Raw genomic sequence first — 23,595 nt, forward strand, 5'->3', positions numbered from 1 at the left:
TGCGGATCATCCTCGAACTGGCCCTGCGCGTAAGGGGTTTGCGGAACCATCCGTGCGGCGGAGGCGTTTCGAACAGTGCTCTTCTCGTTGGGAGTCGCTGAGGGGGAGGATGGATAGTGGCCAGTTTGACCAGGAATCAGTGGATCGCCGTATGGTCCGTGGTCGGCACGGTCGTCGCCGCGCTGATCACCGCGGCGGCGATGTTGGTGACGAACTCCGACAAGGGTGACGTCAGGAACGACTGCAGCAACTCATCCCAGTGTGCGGGCCGCGACATCAACGAGAAGGGATGATGAGGGCGCGGCGATCGGGGGCCGTCAGAGGTGCCGCGCTGGCGGTGAGCGCTGTTCTGGCCCTGTCGTCGTGCGCTGGGACGGAGATCGGCACGCAGAACAACTGCAGCACCGGCGCCGACTGCGCCGGTCACGACGTCAACGGGGCCGATCAGGGCAAGACCACCGGCGACGGCGGTGCCGCGCCCCCGCCCACCCCTTCGACGCCGCCACAGTCATCGCCTCCGGACCCGCCGGCCTCGCCTTCCGTCCCGTCAGCCCCGTCGGCCCCGTCAGCCTCGTCGGCCCCGTCGAGCTCCTCCGTGCCGCCGGCGTCGCCGAAGCCGGCCCGAACTCCGAAGGTGCGCTGGCAGGGCACCCTGCTGCTCTATAGCAACGGGGGACCGGTGGGCTGGTGGCTGGACGGCGTACCGCCCTCCGGGGCGGTGCTCGGCGATCTCGGCCTGGAGTGCGACTGCCACCCCGGTGAGGTGGAGGGCCGCGCGATCGCGGCGTGGGACGGCGCGACGCCGCCGGGCTACCGGGACTGCTCCGCGATGAAGGGACTGCTGGCATGGCGCTCGCTCGCGGTCCAGCCGGGAGACATGGCCTGCTTGAAGACGCACAGCGGCCGCCTCGGGTACTTCACCGTCACCGATGTGGCCGGGCCCGCCGAGTTCGAAGTCGCGGTGACCGTCTGGGACACCGGCTGACGACAGGGGCGCGGCGGATCCGAGCCCTCGGCCCTGATGGTGCGGAGCGCAGGCGTGGGCGTGTGGTGGGGGTGTGGGCGGCATGGCGTGGAGCATCGGTGAAAAGCCGGGCACAGGGGTGTTCAGGGGTGGTTACCGCTAAGTAAATTACCGGCGGTAACACTCCGTCCGGCCAGAGAGGCACGCCGTGACCGCCGAATCGAGCCTGGTGAGGGTCGCCAGTTCCCCGAAGCCCGTCGAACCCGTCAAGACCGTCGTCGAGGGGCGGGTGCGCCAGGTGTGGGTGCCCCCGCTGGCCCCGGTGCCGGCCAGCGGGTCCCTCGGGGACATCCCCTTCGACAATGCCCGGGAGGCTCCGCGGGAAGCCGTACTCGCCCGCAAGGAGCGGGACGGGACCTGGCGGGACGTCACGGCCGCCGAGTTCGCCGCCGAGGTGCTCGCCGTCGCGAAGGGGCTGATCGCCGAGGGCCTGCGCCCCGGTGACCGGCTGGCCATCATGGCGCGGACCACCTACGAGTGGACCCTGCTGGACTTCGCGGGCTGGGCGGCCGGGCTGATCACCGTACCGGTCTACCCGACCTCCTCCGCCCTCCAGGCGCGCTGGATCATCCAGGACTCGGGCGCCGTGGCCTGCGCGGTGGAGGACACGGCGCAGGCGCGGATCATCAGCGCGGAGCGGGCCAATCTGCCCTGGCTGCGCCACCTCTGGGAGTTCGACACGGGGGCCGTGGACCGGCTGGTCAAGGCCGGTGAGCACGTGCCCGACGAGGCGGTCGCGGCCCGCCGGGCCGGGTGCGCGCCGGAGTCCGTCGCGACGCTGATCTACACCTCCGGGACGACGGGGCAGCCCAAGGGGTGCGTGCTGACGCACGCCAACTTCTTCGCCGAGGTGGACAACGCGGTGGAACTGCTGCACCCCGTCTTCAAGTCGGTCAGCAAGGACCCCGCCTCCACGCTGCTGTTCCTGCCGCTGTCGCACGTCTTCGGACGGATGGTGGCCGTCGGCTGCATGCGGGCGCGGGTGAAGCTCGGCCACGCGCCCAGCATCCGCGGCGAGGACCTGCTGTCCGACCTGGCCGGCTTCCGGCCGACGTTCCTGCTGGCGATCCCGTACGTCCTGGAGAAGGTCTACAACACCGCGCGGGCGACGGCCGAGAAGATGGGCCGGGCCTCCTCCTTCGACCGGGCGGCGCGGATCGCGCGCAGCTTCGGGGAGGCGTCGGTCGCGGAGGGCGAGCGGCCGGGGCTGGGCCTGCGGCTGGGCCGGGCGCTGTACGAACCGCTCGTCTACCGGCGGATCCGGGCGGCGCTGGGCGGGCGCGTGCGGTACATCCTGAGCGGCGGCTCCCCGCTCGGCCGGCGCCTCGCCGCCTTCTACACGGGCGCGGGCGTCGAGGTCTTCGAGGGCTACGGGCTCACGGAGACGACCGCGGCCGCGACCGTCACCCCGCCGCTGCGGCCCCGGCTGGGCACGGTGGGGTGGCCGCTGCCGGGGACGGCGGTACGGATCGCCGACGACGGGGAGGTGCTGTTGCGGGGGCCGCACGTGTTCGCGGGGTACTGGAACAGTGGCGTGGCGGTGGGTGGGGAGCAGTGGCTGTCCACGGGGGACATCGGGGAGCTCGACGCGGACGGGTACCTGACGATCACCGGGCGGAAGAAGGACCTGATCATCACCTCCGGCGGCAAGAACGTGGCCCCCGCACCCCTGGAGGACTGGCTACGGGCCCACCCGCTGGTGGGCCAGTGCATGGTGGTCGGCGACAACCGGCCCTACGTCACCGCGCTGATCACCCTGGAACCGGAGGGGCTCCAGCACTGGCGCCAGATGCGCAAGAAGGTGGGCGTGCCGATCAGGCAGCTGGTGGCCGACGAGGAACTGCGGGCGGACCTCCAGCGGGCCGTCGACGAGGCGAACCGGCTGGTGTCGCGGGCGGAGTCGATACGGCGCTTCGCGGTGCTGGAAGGGGACTTCACGGAGGAGCGGGGGCACCTGACGCCTTCGCTGAAGCTGAAGCGGGGCGCGGTCGCGCGGGACTTCGAACGGGAGATCGAGGCGCTTTACCGGCCCTCCTGACGGGTGGCCCGGCCCGGCCCGGCCATGGCCATGGCCCTGGACCGGTCCCTGCCCGCGTGCGGCGCCGTTGCCGGGGGCCAGCCCCCGGGCCCCCGCTCCTCAAACGCCGGAGGGGCTGGATTTTGGCTGGGGCCAGCCTGCACGTGCACGCCGTGCCTTTCGCCGGGGCTGGATTGCCCGTAGGGCTATTCCAGCCCCCTCCGGCGTTTGAGGAGCGGGGTCTGGGGCGGAGCCCCAGGGGTCCGGGCGCAGCCCGGGGAACGGTGGAAGGGCGGGTAGGGGACTCCTCGCCGCGCAGGGGTTGCCGGCCGGGCCCGTCAAGAGGCCGGACGGGTGATGGTCTCGCGGGGCGGGGTGCGCAGGGCGCGCATAGGGTGGGCCCACTGGTCCGGGGGGCCGCTCCAGGAGGGTGCAGTGCACCGTTCCCGTTCCGCAGCCCGCTCGGTCTCGCGGGCTCGTACCCGAATAGCCGCCGGAGTCGTCGGCGCTGCCCTGGCCGGCGCCCTGCTCGCGGCCGTGCCCGGTCCCGGTCCGGCCGCTGCCCGCACCCCCGCGCCCCCGGGGATCCAGTGGGGCACGTGCCCCGTGAAGCCCGTGCCCGACGGCATGCGCTGCGGCACCCTCACCGTGCCGATCGACCACGAGGGCACCGGCACGGGCACAGGCAAGGGCAAAGCCAAGGGCACCGTACGGCTCGCCGTAGCGCGGCTTCCCGCCACCGGGCCCGCCGGCCGGCGGATCGGCTCCCTCGTGCTGAACTTCGGCGGCCCCGGCGCCCCCGGCGTCTCCACCCTCGCCGCCGACCCCAACGCCTTCGCGGAGCTCAACAAGCGCTACGACCTCGTCACCTTCGACCCCCGGGGCGTCGGCCACAGCGCCCCCGTCACCTGCGGAGGGATGACGCAGGGCGGCGGCGGCACGGCCCCCACCGGGCCCGCCGCCGAGCTCGCCGCCCTGCGGGCCGAAGCCAAGCGCTGCGCGCTCGACTCGGGCCCGGTGCTCCCGTACGTCGGTACCGTCAGCGTGGCCCGCGACATGGACCTGCTGCGCCAGGCCCTCGGGGAGGACAAGCTCGACTTCCTCGGCTTCTCCTACGGGACGCGCCTCGGCGCGGTCTATGCCGCGCTGTTCCCGCGCCGCACCGGCCGCATGGTCCTCGACGGGGTCGACACCCTCACCGAGCCGCTCGGCGAGCAGGCCCTGCTGTCGGCGGTCGGCCAGCAGCGGGCGCTGGACGGCTTCCTCGTCTGGTGCGCCCACCGGCAGGGCTGCGTGTACGGCACGAACACCCGTACCGCCAGGGAGAAGGTCCAGGCCCTCGTCACCCGTCTGGACGCGACGCCGCTGACCGGCGAGGGCGGACTGCGCTTCACCGGTCAGGACGTGGCCGACGCCATCGGGATCGCCCTGTACTCGCGGAAGGCCTGGCCCGCCCTCGCGGACGCGCTCGCCCTGGTCGAGCGTGGTGACCCCGTGGGGCTGATGCAGCTCGGCGGTCCGGACGGGGCGCCGCCGCCCGACGAAGAGCCCGTCGCCGGCGCCGCCGCCGTGCCCGCCGACAACGCCGCCGCCGCGCTCGTCGCCGTGAACTGCGCCGACGACCCGGACCGCGGAGACGCCAAGGCCTCCCCGATGGACGTCGCACGGGAACTGGAGGCGCTCCAGCCGGTGTTCCTCGCCGCCTCGCCGATCTTCGGGCCGCGCCAGCTGATGACGGTCCTGGCCTGCTACGGGCGCCCCGCCGGCACCGGTTTCATCCGCGGGATCGACCGCCCCGCGGGCATGCCGCGGATCCTGCTCGTCGGTACGCGCGGAGACCCGGCCACCCCGTACGAGTGGACGGAGGAGACGGCGAAGCGGCTCGGCAACACCGTGGTCGTGGACTACAAGGGCGACGGGCACACCGGGTACGTCGCCTCGCGCTGTGTGCAGGGGTACGTGGACCACTTCCTGATCGACGGCCGGCTGCCCTCAGGAACGCGCTCCTGCCCCGCCGGGGAGTGAGACCGCGCGAAGCGGCTCCCTTCCGGGCGGGGCAGCGGCAACGGCCTTTGCCAGGTCAGCAGTTCGGGTGCGTCGAGCGGCCCGCGAACCGGTCCGCGAGCCAGTTGCCCGCGGCCAGGGACTGCGTGATGACCCCGCTGACGTGCTCGCCGATCCAGATGGTGTCGAACTCGAGGTTCGTGCCCCGCGCGCACCAGTCGGAGCGCAGCCGGCTGCCGACGGCGTACGGGATGAGCTCGTCGGCGAGCGCGTGGTACTGGAACACCGGCGCGGCCGGGGCGGTGCGCCCGAGCCTGCTCTGGTTCAGGCGGGCCTGCCAGTCGGGCTGCGCGAGCGGGTTGCGGGTGGTCAGGTCGGAGATCCGCTTGAAGGAGCCGGCGATGGCGTCGATCGCGACGCAGTTGGTCTTCATGGCGCCGACCAGGAGCTTCCCGGCGGGGTTGAGGTAGGAGTCGAGCTTCAGTTCCGGGAAGGCCGCGTCCTGGCCGGCGGCGGCCATGAAGATGAGGCCGGAACCGTAGGAGCCGTTGTTGAAGTCGGCCACCTTCAGCAGGTCGGCCGGGACCCCGCCCGTCGCGGTGCCCTTGACCTGCAACTCCGGTGCGTACGAGCCCTGTAGCTCGGCGGCCCAGCTGCTGGCCTGGCCGCCCTGGGAGTACCCCATGATGCCGACCGGCGTCTGGGCGGACAGCCCGGCCTCGGGGAGGCGGGTGGCGGCGCGGGCGGCGTCGAGCACGGCGTGGCCGGCGGAGGGGCCGACGGTGTAGGTGTGCGTGCCGGGGGTGCCGAGCCCCTCGTAGTCGGTGACGACGACGGCCCAGCCGCGCAGGGTGAGCTGCTGGATGAGGTTGGCCTCCATGGCGGTGCCGTACGGGAGGTTGTTGCTCGGCGCGCAGGAGTCGCCCATGCCGACGGTGCCGACGGCGTAGGTGATCAGGGGGCGCGGGCCGGTGCGGCCGTCCTGCGGGACGATGACGGTGCCGGAGACGACGTTCGGGGCTCCGTCGGCGGTCGTCGAGTTGTAGTGGATCTTCCAGGCCCTGGTGTTGGTGGGCTGGCCGGGCAGCGGGTGGAAGGCGGACGGCGCGCTGCTGACGATGTCGCCGGGGCGGGCGGCGGCGGCCTCCTCCGCCTGGGCGGTGGTGGCGGTGGCGGCGGTGGGGGTCGCGGCCGAGAGGGCCAGGGCGGCCACTGCGGCGAGTGCTGAGCTTCGGATGCGCATGGGGCGGCTCTCCCAAGGGTCCGGTGGGGGTGGTGGGTGAGGAGAAGGTAGTGACCGACCGGTAGGAACGTCGCTGACCGCACAGCTCAGCTTTCCTGGCCCGGGACCGCAGCCGCCCGGTGCGCAGCCGCCCGGTCCGCCGCCCGGTCCGCAGCCGCCGGTCCGCCCCGCCCACCTTGTCGGCGGGGCCGCGGGGGCGGCACGGACGAGCGATACTCGGGGTGGAATTCAGCCATGCGGACCAACGGACATGGCGCGGACGCACCATTTGGGGGAGTTGTGGCGGTCGTGACCCGCATGCGGAAGTTCGGGAAGCGGGTGGCCTCGGGGCTGGCCCTCACGGGGATCGGCATCGGCGCGCTCTTCTTCTTCGGAATGGCCCCCCAGCTGCCCACCGGCTGGGGTGTGGCCTTCACCTTCGGCGACCGGGTCGTCGATGTCCGGCTCCCGGGAAGCTGTGAGATGCACGGTCGCGGCCGTGGGAAGCGCGACCTCATGACGTGCGAGGGCACCCGGTGGACCTCCGATGGGCAGGTCCGGACCGGCACGCTGCACTCGAACAAGGTGGTCTACCGCGACAGCACCGGGCCGGTGTTCAAGGGCGAGGCCCGCGTCCTGGGCGGCCGGGCGTACGGCAGGCCGGACCGGTGGATCGTCGTGCTCCACCTGGCGGCGGTGGGCGCGGCCGTGGTCGGCGTGGCCGTCGTGCTCTTCGCCGCGCTGGGGCTGGTGCCGGCGCCGGCGCGCAGGCGGCCCTGACAGCCCGGACGGCCCACGCCCCACCCCATACCCCCCTGTAGCGCACCGTCCGGCGCGACGGCCGTCCCGCGACGGGCACCCGGAGCGCCCGCGCCGCCTCCGCCTGCCGCAGCTGTGAGATGAACGCCTGCCGCTCCTGCGCGGGCAACACCTGCGCCGCAGCCGCCGCGACGGACTGCTCCGCCGCGGCGGCAAAGGCGGCTGTGAATGCGGCCTGTTCACGCTCCAGGTGCCGAGCGGCACCCGGTGGCCGTCGATCGGCTATGGGTTGACGATGACCTCGTCGATGCGGCTTTCCGCGTAGAAGTGGGTCTCGTCGGTCTGCTCGTAGCGGGCGGTCCAGGAGCCGGTCCGGTCGGCGGTGAATGCCTTGGTGAAGGTGCCGTCGGCGGCGGTCTTGGAGTCGCCCATGAGCTTCCAGGTGGTGCTTCCGGACGGGCGGAAGTAGTAGTGGACGGTCTGTCCGGCGAGGGGCTTCCAGGTCGGGTCGGAGTGGTTGAGCTTGCCGGTGACAGTGAGCGGCTGCCCCTTCTTGACCGGCTCGGGAGAGGCGTTGAACTGGGGGATCGCGGTCATGGTCCGGGCGACCTTCATCGCCGCGGTGGTCCAGCCGTGGATGGCTTTCGTGCCCGCGTACCGCAGGCGGATGTGGCCGGCGCCCGGGTAGGGCAGGGTCGTGTCGACGTAAGCCAGCGGGTTGGTGCCGGGCTTGGTGGGGACGTCGACGCTCTTGCGGGTGGTCCAACCGGTCTTGCCGTCCACCGAGTGCTGGATCTCCACCTTCAGGGAGGTGGTGCCGGCCGGGATCTGCCTGCGCTCGAAGGCGGAGTACACGGACACGGTCTTCTTCGCGTCCACCGAGGCCCTGTGGTTCCGGAAGTGGGTCCCCGCCGTCGTGTCGACCGTCACGGACTGCTCGGGTGCGGTCAGCCAGTCCGAGGATTCATTGATCTTCCACGTGCCGTCCTTGTGGAAGGTGGGGGACAGGGTGAACCGGCCGGCGATGTCCGTCGTGGCCGGGCTCGACCCGCTACCCGAGACTCGGGTGCCGGCCGGTGCCGGCTTCCACGTGCCGTCGGCGGCCTTCCAAGTGACCGTGCCGCTGACCTTGCCCCGCGTCGCGTAGGCGCCGGTCGCCTTCGAGGAGTCCAGGGCGATGCGCGCCGACGTGCGGTTGGCGGCGACCCGTACGAACTCCTCTGCCTTGAGGCCGTTCAGCGTGGTCTCGAGGAAGATGGGCGAGAAGAGGAACCCGTATTCGAGCTCGGCTTCGGACGTGTGAAGTTCCTCGGTGCCCGTGTAAGCGACCTTGTACTCGAAGTGCCCCTTCGCGTCGGCGGTGAACGAGGTGGTGGCGGGGTCGTACCAGAACCGGGGTGTGATCGTGCCGCCCGCGATCGGTTTCCGTGAGTCGTCGCGGGGGTCGTGGATCTTGATGTCGCCCGAGACCACCGTCTTCGGTCGCGCGAGCGACACCTCGTTCGAGACGTCCACGTTCTCGAAGACCGGCCGGAGCCGGTAGTTGACGGCAGCCTGGTCCTGGCGGAGGACGGGCTCGCCCCCGGTGCCGTCGTACTCCACGTCGACGGTGTACTCCCCGAGCTCGGGGAGCTTCAGCGGGTCGGTCAGGAAGAGCCGTGACTCTACGCCGCCGATATGGCATTCGATATAGCACTCGTCCCTCGAGTCGAAGCTCGCGACGGTGGCGACCCGTTCGGTCTTGCCCTTCTTGCGCACGTGCACCTTGAGGCCCGCCGGCTGCTCCATGGTGCCGAAGTCCAGGACGACCCTCTCGTCCTCCATCACGGTCTTCAGCCACTGGTGGGGGTCCGCGGCGTGGGCCGCCGTGGGCACCGCCATGACGGCCCCCACGGCTGTCGCCGTGCACAGCAGGGCAAGGATGCGCTTCTTCATGTGTCCCCCAGGGATCCGCTCAGCAGCGATCGGTCCTATCAGCGGACAGATCGCTGATAGGACCGCCCACCCCGTCCGATGGTTGTACGCGGGTACGTTCGTACGCGGGCGGGTCTGTTCGTACGCGCGCGCTCCTAGCCCCCCGAAGCGATCCGGTACGCCCCCGGCGTGGTGCCCGTCCAGCGGCGGAAGGCGCGGTGGAAGGCCGTGTCCTCCGAGAAGCCGAGGCGGGCCGCCAGCTCCGCGATGGGTTCGCGGCTCTCCGCCAGCCCGGCGATCGCCGCATCGCGCCGTACGTGGTCCTTCAGCTGCTGGAAGGACGTGCCCTCCTGCTGGAGCCGCCGCCGCAGCGTCGCCGGGGACACCGCCAGGCGGGCCGCCACCTCACCCAGCTCCGGCAGGCGCGGTGAGCCGCGCAGGGCCTGGGTCAGGCTCCGGCGGACCTGCTCCGCGACCGTGGTCCCGTACGCCGGCCGGGAGAGGAGGTCGAAGGGGGCCCGCCGCAGCATCGCGTCGAGCGCGGGCTCGTCCCGTACCAGCGGGGCCGTCAGCCAGTGTGCGTCGAAGGCCACGGCCGCGCCCGTGCGCGCCTCGCCGAAGCGGACCGGGCAGTCGAAGAGCAGCTCGTACTCCTGCGCGTGCGGCGGCTCCGGGTACGCGAAGGAGGCGCGGGCCAGGGGGATGCGCCGGCCGATCAGCCAGCTGCTCAGCCGGTGCCAGATGGCGAGCACGCACTCGGTGAGGAAGCGCTCCTCGTCCCGCGCGAAGTCGTTGCGCACCGCGAACCACGCCTGCCCGCCCGCGACTTCGAGCGACAGCTCCGGCCCGCCCGGGAACAGTCCGTAGAAGGTGGCGGAGCGTTCCACCGCGGCGCCGAGGTCGCGGCAGCCGAGCGAGGCCCTGCACATCATCGCGAAGGTTCCGGGCCGGCTGGGGACCGTGGACAGGCCCAGGAACTCGTCCTGCGTGACCCGGTACAGCGCCCGGAACAGCCGCGCGAACTGCGCGGGCGTGACGCGCGCCCGGTCGTCGCCCAGCAGCAGCGGCGGAATCTGCGCCTCCTGGAGCAGCGGCACGATGTCGAGCCCGCGGCCGCGCGCCCCCGCGAGCACGGCACGCACGTGGTGCACGGTGACCGTCCGCCTCCCCATGGGTCCGACGGTAGCCGCAATGAGCGCTGAGGTCAGCGGGGGTGACGCTTCCGGTCATGCCGCGGACGCCCTCCCGGTGCCTAGCGTCATCGGTACGACCCGAGGGGGAGGCGAGCCCGATGAGCCCGATGGACCTGGTGGACCCGATCGACCCGGAGTGCGAAGTGGACGGAGCCGTGCGGCCGCGCACGCTGGGGCTGTTCGCGGAGTGGACGGGCGAGCGGTACGCCGCCGAGACCGCGCTGCGGTACAAGGGTGGGGAGGGCCGCTGGGAGGCCGTTTCCTACGGTCAACTCCGCTCCAGGGTGCGGGAGTCCGGCCGCGCCCTGCTCGGCCTGGGGGTCGCCCCCGGCGAGCGCGTCGCGGTCCTCGCGGAGACCCGGCCGGAGTGGACGTACACCCACTTCGGAGTCCTGGCCGCCGGAGCCGTCCTCGTGCCGGTGTACCCGACGGCCGGGGAGGAGGAGCTCGCCTGGGTGCTGTCGGACTCCGCCGCCGTGGTCGTCGTCTGCGACGACCCCGCGCAGGCGGCCCGGGTGGAGGCGCTGCGTCCGAAGCTCCCGGCGCTGCGCGCGGTGGTGGAGATGGACGGGCTGCGCGCCCTCCCCGGCCCGGCGCCCGAAGCCGAACTCCTGGCCCGGGCCGCCGCGGTGGACCCCGCGGCCGACGCCTCCATCGTCTACACCTCGGGCACCACCGGCCTGCCCAAGGGCTGCCGCCTCACGCACGCCAACCTCGGCGCGATCCAGGACGCCACCCTCCCGCTGGTCAAGGGCGGGCCGGGGAGCTCCACGTACCTCTACCTCCCGCTCGCGCACCTGCTGGCTCAGCTGATCCAGTTCACCACCCTCCTGGAGGGCGGGGAGCTCTGCTACTTCGGCGGCCGGATCGAGGACGTCATCGGAGAGCTCGCCGAGGCCCGGCCGACCCATCTGCCCTCCGTGCCCCGCCTGTTCGAGAAGCTGCACTCGGTGGTCCTGTCCCTCGCGGAGTCCCAGGAGGGCGGCGGCGCCCGCTTCGCGGAGGCGGTCCGGCTGGGGCTGCTGGCCGCGGAGGGCCGCCTGCCGGCGGAGGACCGCGAGGTCATGGCCGCGTACGAGGCTGCCGAGAAATCCCTGTACTCCCTGGTCAGGGGTGCCTTCGGGGGCCGCCTGAAATGGGCGCTGACGGGCGGCGCCCCGATCGCCCCGGCCACCCTGGACTTCCTGCGGGCCTGCGGGATCGCGGTTTTCGAGGGCTACGGCATGACGGAGTCGGGCGGGGTCATCAGCCTCAACCACCCGGACGGGGTCCGCTACGGATCGGTGGGCCGCCCGATCGCCGGGTGCGAGGTCCGCATCGCGCGGGACGGGGAGGTCCTGGCCCGGGGGCCGATGATCTTCCCCGGGTACCACGCCAACGACACCGCGACGGCGGAGGCGCTGGACGGGGAGGGCTGGCTGCACACGGGCGACCTGGGGGAGGTGGACGCCGAGGGCTACCTCCACATCACCGGTCGCAAGAAGGAGCTGATCATCACCTCGGCGGGCAAGAACATCACCCCCACCGAGCTGGAGTTCGCCGTACAGCGCTCCCGCTACGTCTCCCGCGCCGTCATGATCGGCGACCGCCGCCCGCACCCGGTGGCCCTGATCACCCTGGACGCGGAGGAGATCGCCGCCTGGGCCGTACGCGAGTCGGTGGCCCTGGACCCGGCCGCCCCGGGCGACCACCCTGCCGTACGGGCCCTCGTCGCGGAAGCGGTCGAGGCGGCCAACGCCACGGTCTCCCGCCCGGCCCGCGTCCGCGCCTTCCGGGTCCTGCCGGGGGAGTTCACCGTAGAGGCGGGCACCCTCACCCCGACGCTGAAACTGCGCCGGAGGGCCGTGGCGGAGCGGTACGCGAGGGAGATCGAGGAGCTGTACGGGTAGGGGGTGGGGGTGGGTAGGTGGGGGTCGTTCCTTGGCTGCGTGGGGTCCGGGGGGGAGCCCGGCAGTCCAGTGTCCTTTCGGTGCGGGCCGGTCCCTCAAGGGCGCTCCCTGCGGTCGCGTCGCTCCGCGATGGCCTTCGGCCACCCTTGACCGACCGACCCACCCCGAAACGCCACAAGACTTCCGGGATCCCCCCGGGGAACGGCCGGGAGGGAGGAGCGGGAGGAGCGGGCCCGTCTGAGATGCGCAGCCCCCTCCGGGCGGCGGTCATTCGCACACGCGGAGGGGAAGGGCCTCAGGGGCGGTGGGCGCGTCAGACAGCCGCACAGGCAGGTGCCGCACAGGCAGGTGCCGCTCAGGCAGATGCCGCTCACGCACGCGCTGGGCGCGCCCGGCACTTGGCACAAGCCCGGGGAAGCCGGCCCGGGGGTGACTTTCCCCCTGGGCCGGGGTCCCGCCGTCAGGCCGCCGCCGGCGCCGCGGCCGCGGCCACCGCACCCGTAGGCCTGCGGCCGGCAGCCCGACGTACGTCACGAACAGGCCCACCCCTATCCGTGTGGGCTCAGGCTGAGCCGGAGGGCGTCGTGCGGCCAGAGTCCGGCCGCAGGGGAACCCGGTATTCCGCCGTGCCGCGTGTCAAGTGGAATGTGGCATGGATCATGACTAAGTCGAAATGGTCCAATCCCTACTTGGCCGGTCGGCACCGCCCTACACTTCGAGCCGTCAACGCCAAAAGAGCCAGGGGGGCGCGAAATGGCGGTTAGTAATTCGACGGTCCAAGTCCGTGTGCAAGAGGGCGTGCTGTGGGTCGACGGTGAGGCGTATCCGTTGCACAACATCTCCCACGTGGGGCAGCGCGTATTGGAGGTGGACAAGGGGGCGGCCTGGCGCCGGTTCATCGGCCGGGCCTTCCTCTGCCTCGTCATCGGCGGAATCGCGGTGGCCATCTTCGGCAACGTCGCCGGAGTCATCGCGGTCGCCGTCTTCGGGCTGCTGGTCTGGCAGCTCGTGAAGGTCATCAGCAGGCCCCCGGTCTACGGCCTGGTCCTCAACACCTCCGGCATCCAGCGGGAGGCGGTGTGGTCCCTGGACCGCGCCGAGATCGAGAACCTGGTCTTCGAGATCACCAAGGCCATCGGGCGGCCCAACGCCCCTCCGGTGACCATCAACATCAAGGAAGCCGTCATGGGCGACCAGATCAAGCAGTACGGCGCCGGCAGCATCGGCCGGGCCGAACACAGCGGCTCCGGAGACATCCGGGGAGGTGGCCGGTGACGGCCGGCGACAGCTACACGCAGTCCGGCGACGGAAGCATCGGACGCGCCACGCACAGCGGTTCCGGAGACATCGTGGCCGGAGGCAAATACGTCGGCGGAACTCCGCCGGAGGCCTCGGCGCTCGAAAAGCTCCTCCAAGAAGTCCAGGCGATGAGGCAGCACCTGGACGAGAGCGATCGCGCGGAAATCGACGCGGCGGTGGAGGAACTCCAGGGGAATCCCCCCGAGGGGAGATTTCGCAGAATCCTCGCGACCTTCTCCGGAATTGCCACGCTCGTGGGAGAGGCCGGAGTTCCGGTGATCGCGGCGGTCAAGGCCCTGATGGGCTGAAGGAGGAAGCGGAAGGCCGAAGCGGAAGGCGAACGGAAGGCGAACGGAAGGCGAGGGGGCCACGGGGAGTGGCCCCCTTTGCCCTACGCCTCTTCCGTGACCCCGCCGAGGAACGCGGCCCAGGCCCCGGGGGCGATGGCCAGCTGGGGGCCGGCGGTCACCTTGGAGTCCCGGATGTGGACGGAGTGCGCACAGTTGGCGACCTCTACGCACTGGCCGCCTTCACCGCTGCTGTAGCTCGACTTCCGCCAGTCGAAGGCGACTTCGAGGCACTGGCCGCCTTCGCCGTCGCTGTAGCTGCTCTTGAACCAGGCCAGGTGTGTGGTGTTCATAGTTCTCCCAGCAACTTCTCGATCAGGGCCAGTGACTCGTGGGGCGTGAGTGCCTGTGCCCGGATGATCCCATAGCGCTCGCTGTAGATCCGGACCTGTTCGGGATCGGTGACCAGGTTGGGGCGGCCGTAGTTCTCTGTGTAGGCGATCTGTTGACGCCCCTTGGGGTGGAGAAGGCTGAACGAGCCTCCCATAGCTGCGTGTTCACCCCTGCTGAACGGCATCACCTGAAGCTCCACGGTGCGCAGCCGTCCGATTTCCAGGAACCGGCGGAGCTGGCCCTCGTGGACGACCTGGCCGCCCACCGGGCGCAGCAGAAGGCTTTCGTCGAGGACGAAGCTGAAGGTGGGTGACGGCCACCGTTCGAAGATCTGCTGGCGGTCCAGTCGGTCGGCGAGCCGCTTCTCGATAGTCGCCTCGTTCAGCAGCGGGCGCCGCTTCTCGAAGACGGCCCGCGCGTGCCCCTCCGTCTGAAGGATGCCCATCACGCCCTGGTGGCTGTAGTCGTGGATGGCGTTGGAGGCGGCCTCCGCCTTCGCGTAGTCCCGGAACCAATCCGGGTGCCGGGTCCGTGCCCGCTTCAGCGCCTCCTTCACGTCCGGGATGGCCGCGTTCAGGACGCCCCCGGCGCCAAGCGCCTTGTCGACGTTCTCCAGGAAGTCGGGCTGGGGTGTCCGTACGCCCCGCTCGATCGAGGACACCAGGTCCTCTCCCACGTGCACGAGCGCCGCGAGCTCCTTCTGCTGGAGGCCCGCCCGTTCCCGTAGCACCTTGATCATTTTGCCGAGTGCCTTGAAGAGGTACGCGGTGCCGTCGACCTCCACCGGCCGTTCCGGCTCTTCCTCGCGCTCCGACAGGTCGTTCATACGCTGAACCGCCCTCGCCCGTACTACCCGTACACGCAACCGCCGCCGGTCCTACGGGGGTTCCCCGTAGCGCCGCCGTTCCTGGAAAGCGTACGGCGGACCGGCCACGCTCGGTGAGGTGACGACCGATTTGAGTGACATGGCACCGGTGGAGTTCCGGCAGCGCCTCTCCGCCACCCCGCGCGGGGCCCGGCTGGCCCGGCGGCTGGCCGGGGTGCAGCTCGCCGCCTGGGGGATTCCGCACGGCTGCGCCCTCGCGGACGACGTCGAGCTGGTGGTGGGGGAGCTGGCCGCGAACGCCGTGCTGCACGGGCGGGTGCCCGGACGGGACTTCGAGGTGCGGCTCGGCTACGACGGGCTGCGGGTCCGGATCGAGGTGAGCGATGCCCGGGGGGACCGGCTGCCGCCCGAGGCGGAGGCGGCCGTGGACCCCTGGTCGGCGGAGGGCGGGCGCGGGCTGGTGCTCGTACGGGCCCTGGCGCGGGAGTGGGGGGTCGCGCCGAGGGCGTCGGGCGGGCCGGGGAAGACGGTGTGGGCCTGCCTGTGAGTGTGGGGAGCGGCGGGCGTCATCGCTCCCCCGCCTCTCGGCGCCAGTGGGCGAGGTTGGCCCGGGTGGTGAGGGTGGCGCGGTGGTGCGGTCCCAACGCCCGCAGGTAGTCCTGCAGCAGGACGGTCAGTTCGGCAGCAGCTCCGGTCGCGTTCCCCGATGCCCCGCGCCAGAAGGCGAGGTTGGACCGGCTGACGAGGGTGGCCGGGTGGTGCGGTCCCAGTACCCGCAACTGATCATCCAGCAGCGCGGCAAGTGCGGACGCGGCCTTCGCGGGGTTGCCTGCCTCTCCCTGCCAGCGGGCGAGGACGGCCCGGGTGTCGAGAGTGTCGGGATGGTCCGCTCCGAGCACGCGCAGTCGGTCTTCCAGCAGGTCGGCGGTCTCATCTGCCGCTCCGGCGGGATCTCCTGTCTTGCCGCGCAAGTGGGAGAGGTTGAACCGGGTGGCGAGGGTGATCGGGTGGTCGGGGCCCAGTACCCGCAGGTGGTCCTTCAGCAGGGCGGTGAACTCTGCGGCGGCCCCGGCCGGATCGCCTGAGCTCCCGCGCCAGCCCGCCAGGTTGTTCCGTGTGCTGAGGGTGTTGGGGTGGTCGGGGCCCAGCACCCGTAGGTGATCCTCCACCAGGGCAGCGAGAGCGGCAGCGGCGCCAGCGGGGTCCCCCGCCTCGCCGAGCCAGATGGCGAGGTTGTTCCGGGTGGTAAGGGTGTGAGGGTGGTCGCGGCCCAGCACGCGCAGGTAGTCCTCCAGCAGGGCGACGCCCTCCTCTGCGGCCCCGGCCGGATCTCCTGCCCGCGCTCGCAATCGGGCGAGGAAGGACCGGGTGGTGAGTGTGTCGGGGTGGTCGGGCCCCAACACCTTCAGCCGGTCCGCCAGCAGAGCGGCTCCCTCGTCTGCTGCCCCGGCCGTGTCCCCCGCCTCCCCACGCCAGAGAGCGAGGTTGGACCGGCTGGCGAGCGTATCGGGGTGGTCCGGGCCCAAGCAGTGGTTGGCGGTGTTCGTGACCTGCTGGAGGTGCTGGACCGCGGCTGCTACTTGGCCCGCGTACCCGAGGCTCTGGCCGAGGCGGTGCAACACCGCGTGGGCATCGGGCCGGTACAGCGCGCCTTCGGCGTGGGCAATCAGAGCGGTGGTGTTGGCGCGCAGGGCGCTAGCCAGGCCGGTGTCACGTTCGGTGTCGGGCCACGCGGCCGTCAGAGCGTTGGCTGCAATGCGTGTTAGCAGGTCTCGACGGGCGGGGGAGAAAGGGTCGAGGATGGCCCGTTGGACGATCTGGTGGACGCGTACGGCTTGGTGGGCTTCTGCGGGGGAGTGGTCGATCAGGCTCAGCCGCTGGAGTGCCCGCAGCGCGCCGGTTGCCTCCTCCTCGGTGACCTTGGGGGGTGCTGCGGTGGGGCTGTCTCTGTATGGGAAGGCTCGGAGGGCTGTGAGGTACATGAGGGCCGGTTCACCGGTCAGCACCTCGTCGGGGATCCCGTTCGGGTCGAGCATCGCGGCGAGCTGGAGCAGGGGGCGGGCCAGGCCGGCCGGGCGGAGTTCGTCCGCGCGGTCCACGGACAGGGACCAGGCGACGGCCGCGGCGGTCGCCTGGTCGTCGGGCAGGGCGCCGGGCTCGGGGAGCAGGTCGGCCAGGTGGCGTGCGCGGTCGGCGAGGCGGGCACGGTAGCGGGCGACCGTGATGTGGGTGTCGATGAGGTAGGCGGCGGCCTGGGACAGGGCGAGGGGGAGGTGGCCGAGGTCCTCGGCGAGGGCGGCGAGGTTCGGTTCGGGTTCGTCGCGCCCCTGGGCGGCCAGGGCCTGGTGGAGGTGGGCCGTGGCCTCGGCGGGAGTGAACAGGCCCACCGGGACCAGCCGGCCGTGGGTGGCGAGGGCGGCGTCGCGGCGGCGGGTGGTGACCAGGGTCCGGCCCCGTGGATGGGCCGGTGGCCACAGGTCGCGCAGGTCGCCCGGGTCGGCCACGTCGTCCAGGACGATCAGCCAGCGGGGACGGCCGGGCGCGGGCTCGAGCCAGGCGAGGAACGCCTGCGCGGCCCGCTCCGGGTCGGCGGGGTCCGTGTGGAGGATGTCGGCGGCGGCCCGGGAGTAGGCGTCGATGACGGCCTGGCGGGTGGCGGCGGTGATCCAGACGAGCAGGTCGACCTGCCCGTCGGCCCAGGCGCGGCGGGCGTGGTCGGCCGCGAGCTGGGTCTTGCCCACCCCGCCCATGCCGGCCAGGACCTGGCACGGGACCGTCGTTCCGCCACCCTCGGCGGCGGAGCGCAGCTGCCGGACCTCGGCCCGGTCCTGGAACGAACCGGCCCGGCGGGGGATCACCCCGACCTGGTGCGGCCAGGAGACGGCATGCCGGGGAGCGGCCTGGTAGGTGACCTGGCCGATGTGGTGCGCCGCCAGGCTGCCCTGACCGGCGTGGACGTGTACGCCACCGGCCGGTGGCGCTGTGGTGGGGAGGCCTGGGAACGCCGGTCCGGTCAGCCCTGGGCCGGATCCGGCACCGGAGGGGGGCCGATGTGCGCGCCCCCGTGCAGCACGGCCGCCGCGATCGATCCGCCCTCGGCCTTCACGCTGACGTCCCGCCCGGCGGCCACGCCGCCGGCTCCGGCCGAGATCGCGCCGGCCGCCGCGGTGTCCTCCAGCAGGGCCCGTAGCCCTGCGGCCGCGCGCTCCCGCTCCGCGTCGTCGGGCAGGCTTTCCAGGAGGTCTTCGATGCGGGTCCGCCACACCGTCGCCTGGAGGGCCCGTTCCTGCTCCGACCCGGCCCCCGCCACGAGTTCCGCCGCGCTGCGGTCCAGCCGTTCCAGCTGGACCCGCTCCAGCTCGCCGTCGCCCCGCCCGAACCACCGCGCGACCCGGTCGCGCAGCTCCGTCCAGGCGTCCGTCGTCGCGGCCTGCACGACCGCGGCGCCTCCCGCCGCGGCCAACGCCGCCAGTGATTCGGCCAGCACCTCGCACCACCCCCGGTTCCCGGATCCCGTACGTCCAGGGAAACGCCGGGCCAAGGCCGTTGGTTCCAGGCTGTCTTACCGGATGCGCGGTGCTACCTCAGGTTCTCGGTGATCAGCTTCTCGAACGCGTCCGGGGTGATCGAGTCGATGCCCTGGCCCGAGTTCACGGTGAGCTTCTTGCCGTTGATGGAGACGTCCGGCGTGCCCTGCATGTCCTGGTCGTAGAAGGCCTGGCCGACCTTCTCCACCCACGGCATGTAGGTGAGTTCCTTGACCGCCTTGTTGAAGGCGGGCGTGCGCAGCCCCGGGACCTGGTCCGCGAGCTCCAGCAGGGTGGCCGTGGAGCCGAACTTGTCGTCCGCTTCCTTCTCCGGGTGGTTCTTGTAGAGCACCTGGAGGTACGCCATGAACTTCTCCGGGCTCTCGTTCGCCGCCGCGCCCAGCGCGTTCACCGCCCGCTTGGAGCCCTTGCCGCCGCCCAGCGCCTTGTCCAGGAACGTGGCGAAGTGGTACTCGACGCGGTAGGTGCCCGCGTCGGCCTGCTCCTTGATGGTCTTGCCGAGGCCGATCTCGACGCCCGCGCAGTAGGGGCAGCGCGGGTCGAGCCACACGGAGAGGACGTTCTTCGCGTCCGCCTTGCCGTACGGGATCACGATCCCGTCCTTGCCGGTGGTGTTGGCCGGCTGGACGAAGGGCTTGCCGGCCGCCTCGTCGCCGGAGTCCGAGGAGTTCGCCGCGTACAGGCCGATGCCGACGGCCAGGGCCAGTACGGCGACCAGCGCGCCGCCGATCAGCACGCGCCCGCGCAGCTTCTCGCGCCGGGCCCGGGCCTCGCGCTCCTCGCGCATCCGTGTCCGGGCCTCGGGCCGCTGGTCCTTCTTGCTGGTTGCCATTCCCCAAGGATAAAGATCGTAGAGCGCTCAAGTAGGTGCCATTGGTGCGAATCGGGCAGGGGCCTAAGTCCCTCGTCGGCATCCGGGCAAGGTCCTGTGAAGGGAAGGCGAATGGTGGGCCACATCTCCCGGGGCGCCGGTGAGTCTCGGGCGAAGAACTGATAGACAGTTAACCTCCACGGCCTGATCGCGGCCGTCCGCGCCGAGCAGTACGGGGCGCGCGGAGCGACATGTGAGTTATTTACGTTTTACGGGGGCCCGGACCGGCCACCGATCTGGGGGGATCGCCGCACTGTGAAGCCGCTTCACCGTCACCTCGTCAACACCTCGCGCAAAGTCGTGTGCACGGCCGCCCTCGCGGCCACCCTGACCACCGCCGCCGTCGTGACCAACACGCCGATCGCGGGCGCGGGGGAGGCCGAGCCGACCCCCGACAGCCCCCAGGCGACCGATCGCGGTGACGCCCGGCTGGAGCTCCCGGACCTGGTCGCCGACCCGCCGCCGGCGATTCCCGGCGCCGCCAGCCCCGACGGGGCCACCGCGGGCATACCCGCGACCGCCCTCGACGCCTACAAGCGTGCCGGGATCTCGGTGGCCGCGGCCCTCCCCGGCTGCCACCTGCCCTGGCAACTGCTCGCGGGCATAGGCCGGGTGGAGTCCGTGCACGCCTCCGGCTACGGGCTCAAGGCGGACGGGTACACCGAGAAGCCGATCCGCGGGCCGCGCCTGGACGGCAACGGCTTCGCCGAGATCAGGGACACCGACAAGGGCGAGTGGGACGCGGACTCGGAGTACGACCGCGCGGTCGGCCCGATGCAGTTCATCCCCTCCACCTGGTCCACCTGGGGCGCCGACGGCAACGCCGACGGCAAGCGCGACCCGAACAACATCTACGACGCGGCGCTGGGCGCCGGCCTCTACCTCTGCGCGGGTCAGCGCAACCTCACCAAGGCGGGCGACCTCGACGAGGCGATCCTCAGCTACAACAGGTCGCGCGCGTACGTGAACTCCGTGCTGGGCTACATGCGGCAGTACCAGGCGGGCCAGGGCACGACCCCGGTCGCGAACCCGCCGGCCGGCAACAACCCGACGCCGACCCCCACGCCGACGCCCACGCCGACTCCCACCCCCACGCCGACTCCCACGCCGACCCCGACGCCGACGCCGACCCCCACGCCGCCGAAGCCCCCGAAGCCCACCCCGATCCTGGACAAGCTGGTCAGGATCGGCACGCGGGAGCTCACGGCCGAGGCCGGGACCGAGTTCCCGCGCACCCCGCTCATCAAGGCGGTGCTGACCGACGGCATGCCGGCCGTCGACCAGGTGATCGTGGTCTCGGTCGACGAAGACAGCACCGGCCACACCGTGTTCGCGGCCGACGGCAAGGACTTCGCGGTCCTGCGCACCAACGAAAAGGGCCTGGTCCGGGTCCCGAAGCTGAAGGCGGGCCGCAAGGCGGGCGAGTTCACCCTGCGCGCCTCGGGCTACGCGGCTTCGGCCGAGGTCTCCGTGAAGATCGAGGGCAAGGTCACCCCGGCCAAGCCGGTCCCCGTCCCCGAGGCGGACCAGCTGATCCGCAGCGACGAGAACGCGGGCAAGCCGCTGACCGCGGTGGCCGGCACCGGGATCAAGGGCGTGCAGTTCCTGGCGACGGCGAAGGACAAGCCGGTCGCCGGGGCCAAGGCCACGGCCGTGATCGGCACCAGGGACAAGGACGGGAAGTGGGTCCCGGCGGACCCGGCCACGGCGGGGGAGACCCCGTACTTCCTGGACAAGGACGGCAAGAAGCTGACGGAGCTGGCGCTCCCGGCGACCGGCGCGGACGGCAGGATCGCCCTGCCGGAGCTGTCCACCACGGGTGTCGCCGCGGGCCCGTACACGCTCCGCGTGCGGATCTCGGACCAGGTGGTGCTCTTCCTGGAGATCACCGTCACCGCGCCGGAGCCCCCGGTCACCGACCCGACCGACCCGACCGACCCGACCGACCCGACCGACCCGACCGACCCGCCGGCGACCGAGCAGCGGACCCGCAAGGCCTAGGACCCGCAAGGCCTAGGACCCGAAGGTCCGGTCCCGGGAGGCCTGCCGGAGCACCCCGCCGAACTCGGCGGGGTGCGTGGCCTCACGCGCAGTTCGCCCTGCGGACGGCGCTGCGCTGCCTCAGCAGGTGGTCAAGGGCGTTGAGGGACCAGAGCCAGGAGGCCTGCGGTTCCCGCGCGTGGGCGAAACCGCCCGAGGACTCCAGGGCCACGAACCCGTGGATCGTGCTGCGCAGCAGCCGGGCCGCGTCGGTCAGATCGGGCTCCGCGAGTCCGTAGCCGCGCAGCATGCCGTACGTCAGCGCGATCGCGCGGCGCGGCCCGGCGGCCTTCGCGGCCAGCTCGGGATCGATCTTGGCCGGGGCCTGGGCCTGGGTCGCCGCGTACCGGCCGGGGAACTTGTGGGCGTACTCCCGCCAGGCGTTGGCGTACGCGAGGAGCGCGTCCTTTCCGGCGAGCCCCGCCGTCGCCTCCGCGATGAGCAGCGTCTTCTCGTCCGTCGCCAGCAGCGCGATCCGCCCGCGGAGGTCCTCCAGGCCGCGGACGTGCGCGTAGAGGCTCGCGTCCTGCACCCCGAGCCGTCGCGCGACCTGCGCCATGGTCAACCGGTGCAGCCCGACGTCGTCCGCCACCTCGGCCCCCACGGCGGTCACCTTCTCGGCCGTCAGCCCCATTCGTACGCCCACGATGCCATCCTCCCCGTTGTCCCTAAGGCCCCTAGGCTACAACTCGGATCATTAGGCGCAAGCCTAGGAGCCCTAGTTCCGGCCTCGATCGCGATAGGCGGCGAGGAAGACGCGGGTGCCGGCGGCGGCGTGCCGGTCGAGGTCGGCATCGGTGTACTGGGACCGGCCGGTGAACATGGCCTTGTTCACCGGGATCCACAGCAGCAGGCCGGAGAAGTGGTTGGCGGCCAGCACGGGGTCGTCGACGCGGAGCAACCCCTCGTCCGCCAGGCGCCGGAAGGTCGCCGCCAGCGTGGCGAGCCCGCGTTCGAAGCCACGTTCATACCACTCGGTGCCCAGGTCGGGGAAGACGTCGGCGTTGGCGATGATCAGGCGCCGCAGCTGGATGACCCGGGGGTGGGTGAGGGTGGTCAGGAACTGGCGGGCGAGCCGGGTCAGGCTCTCCTCCAGGTTGGCCGCGTCGGTCGGGATGTCGGCCAGCAGGTCGATCGTGGTGTCGAGCCGGTCGGTGGTCGCGAGCACGATCTCGGCGAAGAGCTTCTCCTTGTCTGCGAAGTGCTTGTAGACGGTCTGCTTGGACACCGCGGCCAGCTTCGCGATGTCGTCCATGCTCGCCCCCGAGTACCCCTTGTCCAGGAAGGCGCCGGTCGCGGCCTCCAGGATCGCCTCGTGCTTGCGCGCTGAACGGCTGTCCATCACCGACACCTCTCCATCCGTCTCGTTCGTCCGTTCCGGAAACAGTACTGGACTGACCAGTACTCATGTGAGTACTGTACGGTCTAGTTCCGAAGCGCAGGGCTTCCCGGTCCGGCGTACCGCGCAGACTTCTGGAGTGGCTTCCCATGGACAAGGTGTTCTCCGCAGACGGCACGGCCATCGCCTACGAGCAGCAGGGCTCGGGCCCCGTCGTGGTGCTCGTCGGCGGTGCCTTCATGGCGCGCGGTGATTCCGCGGCCCTCGCCGCCCTGCTCGCCGAGCACTGCACCGTGATCACCTACGACCGCCGGGGCCGCGGAGACAGCGGGGACGGCGCGGCGTACGAGGTCCAGCGCGAGGTCGAGGACCTGGACGCGCTGATCGGGCGCGCGGGCGGCGAGGCCATGCTGTTCGGAATGTCCTCCGGCGCCGTACTGGCCCTGGAGGCCGTGGCCCGGGGCAGCGCCGTCTCCCGGCTGGCCCTGTACGAGCCGCCCTTCATCACCGACGACAGCCGCCCGCCGCTGCCCGCCGACTACGTCGCCCACCTGACGGAACTCGTGGAGCGCGGGGCGTACGGCGATGCCGCGGCCTACTTCATGACCGCGGCCGTGGGCATGCCCGCCGAAGTCGTCGCCGGCATGCGCCAGGCGCCCTTCTGGGCCGGCATGGAGGCCGGCGCCGGCACCCTGGCCTACGACGGACAGGTCATGGGCGACACCATGTCCGGCCGGCCGCTGCCCGCCGACCGCTGGAAGTCCGTGACCGTACCCGTCCTGGTCGGCAGCGGGGACGCGGGCGCACCGCACATGCTGGCGGGCGCGCGCGAGCTGGCGGCCCTGGGCGGGAACTTCGCCCTCCACGTCTTCCCCGGAGAGGAGCACACCATCGCCCCCGAACTCCTCGCCCCGGTCCTGTCCGGCTTCTTCACCACCGGGGAGCGGGCGTGAGCCCGTCTTAGGGCGCG

Annotated in this window: 21 protein-coding genes; 11 read left to right on the plus strand and 10 right to left on the minus strand. The window is 72.1% G+C overall.

Features of this window, described 5'->3' with window-relative positions:
* Positions 1–125 precede the first annotated feature (125 nt).
* The 4 genes from ACIQV3_RS32230 (at position 126) to ACIQV3_RS32245 (ending at position 5,066) form a co-directional block, all read left to right on the plus strand.
* Entirely contained in the window at positions 126–293 is a 168-nt protein-coding gene (locus tag ACIQV3_RS32230; protein ID WP_403718401.1) for a hypothetical protein, read from the plus strand.
* A gap of 341 nt (positions 294–634) precedes the next feature.
* Positions 635–985: a hypothetical protein gene (locus tag ACIQV3_RS32235; RefSeq protein WP_403718403.1), complete on the plus strand. Its 351-nt coding sequence runs from the start codon at positions 635–637 to the stop codon at positions 983–985.
* Between the two features lie 187 nt (positions 986–1,172).
* Positions 1,173–3,062 carry an AMP-dependent synthetase/ligase gene (locus ACIQV3_RS32240; protein ID WP_403718405.1) on the plus strand — a complete coding sequence of 630 codons (1,890 nt, stop codon included), beginning with the start codon at positions 1,173–1,175 and terminating at the stop codon, positions 3,060–3,062.
* Between the two features lie 414 nt (positions 3,063–3,476).
* Positions 3,477–5,066, plus strand: a complete 1,590-nt coding sequence (locus ACIQV3_RS32245; RefSeq protein WP_403718408.1) for an alpha/beta hydrolase — start codon at positions 3,477–3,479, stop codon at positions 5,064–5,066.
* A 55-nt stretch (positions 5,067–5,121) separates the two neighbouring features.
* Here ACIQV3_RS32245 and ACIQV3_RS32250 read toward each other — a convergent pair whose 3' ends face one another.
* Positions 5,122–6,288: a lipase family protein gene (locus ACIQV3_RS32250; RefSeq protein WP_403718410.1), complete on the minus strand. Its 1,167-nt coding sequence runs from the start codon at positions 6,286–6,288 to the stop codon at positions 5,122–5,124.
* A 288-nt stretch (positions 6,289–6,576) separates the two neighbouring features.
* Between ACIQV3_RS32250 and ACIQV3_RS32255 the strand changes: the two genes are divergently transcribed.
* On the plus strand, positions 6,577–7,047 hold the full coding sequence (locus tag ACIQV3_RS32255; RefSeq protein ID WP_403718413.1) for a hypothetical protein: 471 nt from the start codon (positions 6,577–6,579) through the stop codon (positions 7,045–7,047).
* Positions 7,048–7,308: 261 nt separating this feature from the next.
* Here ACIQV3_RS32255 and ACIQV3_RS32260 read toward each other — a convergent pair whose 3' ends face one another.
* Both ACIQV3_RS32260 and ACIQV3_RS32265 read right to left on the minus strand, forming a co-directional pair.
* The gene (locus ACIQV3_RS32260; RefSeq protein ID WP_403718415.1) at positions 7,309–8,961 is read right to left on the minus strand and encodes a hypothetical protein; all 1,653 of its coding nucleotides are present in this window, start codon (positions 8,959–8,961) and stop codon (positions 7,309–7,311) included.
* 134 nt (positions 8,962–9,095) lie between these two features.
* Positions 9,096–10,112 carry an AraC family transcriptional regulator gene (locus ACIQV3_RS32265; RefSeq protein WP_403718417.1) on the minus strand — a complete coding sequence of 339 codons (1,017 nt, stop codon included), beginning with the start codon at positions 10,110–10,112 and terminating at the stop codon, positions 9,096–9,098.
* 119 nt (positions 10,113–10,231) lie between these two features.
* On the opposite strand from ACIQV3_RS32265, the gene ACIQV3_RS32270 reads away from it, so the two are divergent.
* The 3 genes from ACIQV3_RS32270 to ACIQV3_RS32280 all read left to right on the plus strand — a co-directional run bounded on the left by ACIQV3_RS32270 (position 10,232) and on the right by ACIQV3_RS32280 (position 13,629).
* Positions 10,232–12,022 carry an AMP-dependent synthetase/ligase gene (locus ACIQV3_RS32270; RefSeq protein WP_403718419.1) on the plus strand — a complete coding sequence of 597 codons (1,791 nt, stop codon included), beginning with the start codon at positions 10,232–10,234 and terminating at the stop codon, positions 12,020–12,022.
* 753 nt (positions 12,023–12,775) lie between these two features.
* A complete protein-coding gene (locus ACIQV3_RS32275) occupies positions 12,776–13,297 on the plus strand; it encodes a DUF6232 family protein (RefSeq protein WP_403718421.1) in 522 nt (173 codons plus the stop codon).
* On the plus strand, positions 13,294–13,629 hold the full coding sequence (locus tag ACIQV3_RS32280) for a hypothetical protein (protein WP_403718425.1): 336 nt from the start codon (positions 13,294–13,296) through the stop codon (positions 13,627–13,629). The genes ACIQV3_RS32275 and ACIQV3_RS32280 overlap by 4 nt, the downstream gene beginning before the upstream one ends.
* Positions 13,630–13,712: 83 nt before the next feature.
* Here the strand turns inward: ACIQV3_RS32280 and ACIQV3_RS32285 are convergent, their stop codons facing one another.
* Together ACIQV3_RS32285 and ACIQV3_RS32290 are read right to left on the minus strand one after the other, a co-directional pair.
* Positions 13,713–13,961: a DUF397 domain-containing protein gene (locus ACIQV3_RS32285; RefSeq protein ID WP_403718428.1), complete on the minus strand. Its 249-nt coding sequence runs from the start codon at positions 13,959–13,961 to the stop codon at positions 13,713–13,715.
* Positions 13,958–14,827 (minus strand): Scr1 family TA system antitoxin-like transcriptional regulator, encoded by an 870-nt coding sequence (locus ACIQV3_RS32290; protein WP_403718430.1) that lies wholly within the window; start codon positions 14,825–14,827, stop codon positions 13,958–13,960. The genes ACIQV3_RS32285 and ACIQV3_RS32290 overlap by 4 nt, the downstream gene beginning before the upstream one ends.
* 139 nt (positions 14,828–14,966) lie before the next feature.
* Between ACIQV3_RS32290 and ACIQV3_RS32295 the strand changes: the two genes are divergently transcribed.
* On the plus strand, positions 14,967–15,374 hold the full coding sequence (locus ACIQV3_RS32295) for an ATP-binding protein (RefSeq protein WP_403718552.1): 408 nt from the start codon (positions 14,967–14,969) through the stop codon (positions 15,372–15,374).
* A gap of 19 nt (positions 15,375–15,393) precedes the next feature.
* Here ACIQV3_RS32295 and ACIQV3_RS32300 read toward each other — a convergent pair whose 3' ends face one another.
* From ACIQV3_RS32300 to ACIQV3_RS32310, 3 genes are all read right to left on the minus strand, one after another.
* Positions 15,394–17,685, minus strand: coding sequence for a tetratricopeptide repeat protein (locus tag ACIQV3_RS32300; RefSeq protein WP_403718433.1), 2,292 nt, complete (start codon positions 17,683–17,685; stop codon positions 15,394–15,396).
* A gap of 155 nt (positions 17,686–17,840) precedes the next feature.
* Entirely contained in the window at positions 17,841–18,314 is a 474-nt protein-coding gene (locus tag ACIQV3_RS32305; RefSeq protein ID WP_403718436.1) for a hypothetical protein, read from the minus strand.
* Between the two features lie 92 nt (positions 18,315–18,406).
* Entirely contained in the window at positions 18,407–19,207 is an 801-nt protein-coding gene (locus tag ACIQV3_RS32310) for a thioredoxin domain-containing protein (RefSeq protein WP_403718439.1), read from the minus strand.
* Between the two features lie 294 nt (positions 19,208–19,501).
* On the opposite strand from ACIQV3_RS32310, the gene ACIQV3_RS32315 reads away from it, so the two are divergent.
* Positions 19,502–21,247, plus strand: a complete 1,746-nt coding sequence (locus ACIQV3_RS32315) for a lytic transglycosylase domain-containing protein (protein ID WP_403718443.1) — start codon at positions 19,502–19,504, stop codon at positions 21,245–21,247.
* Between the two features lie 82 nt (positions 21,248–21,329).
* On the opposite strand, the gene ACIQV3_RS32320 is transcribed toward ACIQV3_RS32315, so the two are convergent.
* A complete protein-coding gene (locus ACIQV3_RS32320) occupies positions 21,330–21,920 on the minus strand; it encodes a TetR-like C-terminal domain-containing protein (RefSeq protein ID WP_403718556.1) in 591 nt (196 codons plus the stop codon).
* 84 nt (positions 21,921–22,004) lie between these two features.
* On the minus strand, positions 22,005–22,628 hold the full coding sequence (locus tag ACIQV3_RS32325) for a TetR/AcrR family transcriptional regulator (protein ID WP_403718445.1): 624 nt from the start codon (positions 22,626–22,628) through the stop codon (positions 22,005–22,007).
* Between the two features lie 146 nt (positions 22,629–22,774).
* On the opposite strand from ACIQV3_RS32325, the gene ACIQV3_RS32330 reads away from it, so the two are divergent.
* Complete coding sequence (locus ACIQV3_RS32330) at positions 22,775–23,578, plus strand: alpha/beta fold hydrolase (RefSeq protein WP_403718448.1); 804 nt, start codon at positions 22,775–22,777, stop codon at positions 23,576–23,578.
* Positions 23,579–23,595: the final 17 nt, after the last annotated feature.

It is taken from the genome of Streptomyces sp. NPDC099050 (assembly GCF_044759865.1).
Taxonomy (GTDB): domain Bacteria; phylum Actinomycetota; class Actinomycetes; order Streptomycetales; family Streptomycetaceae; genus Streptomyces.

Coding starts and splice junctions, on each gene's coding strand:
- ACIQV3_RS32250 (WP_403718410.1), bottom strand. CDS start 6,288: ATGCGCATCCGAAGCTCAGCACTCGCCGCAGTGGCCGCCCTGGCCCTC.
- ACIQV3_RS32260 (WP_403718415.1), bottom strand. CDS start 8,961: ATGAAGAAGCGCATCCTTGCCCTGCTGTGCACGGCGACAGCCGTGGGG.
- ACIQV3_RS32265 (WP_403718417.1), bottom strand. CDS start 10,112: ATGGGGAGGCGGACGGTCACCGTGCACCACGTGCGTGCCGTGCTCGCG.
- ACIQV3_RS32270 (WP_403718419.1), top strand. CDS start 10,232: ATGAGCCCGATGGACCTGGTGGACCCGATCGACCCGGAGTGCGAAGTG.
- ACIQV3_RS32275 (WP_403718421.1), top strand. CDS start 12,776: ATGGCGGTTAGTAATTCGACGGTCCAAGTCCGTGTGCAAGAGGGCGTG.
- ACIQV3_RS32285 (WP_403718428.1), bottom strand. CDS start 13,961: ATGAACACCACACACCTGGCCTGGTTCAAGAGCAGCTACAGCGACGGC.
- ACIQV3_RS32290 (WP_403718430.1), bottom strand. CDS start 14,827: ATGAACGACCTGTCGGAGCGCGAGGAAGAGCCGGAACGGCCGGTGGAG.
- ACIQV3_RS32295 (WP_403718552.1), top strand. CDS start 14,967: ATGGCACCGGTGGAGTTCCGGCAGCGCCTCTCCGCCACCCCGCGCGGG.
- ACIQV3_RS32310 (WP_403718439.1), bottom strand. CDS start 19,207: ATGGCAACCAGCAAGAAGGACCAGCGGCCCGAGGCCCGGACACGGATG.
- ACIQV3_RS32320 (WP_403718556.1), bottom strand. CDS start 21,920: ATGGGGCTGACGGCCGAGAAGGTGACCGCCGTGGGGGCCGAGGTGGCG.
- ACIQV3_RS32325 (WP_403718445.1), bottom strand. CDS start 22,628: ATGGACAGCCGTTCAGCGCGCAAGCACGAGGCGATCCTGGAGGCCGCG.
- ACIQV3_RS32330 (WP_403718448.1), top strand. CDS start 22,775: ATGGACAAGGTGTTCTCCGCAGACGGCACGGCCATCGCCTACGAGCAG.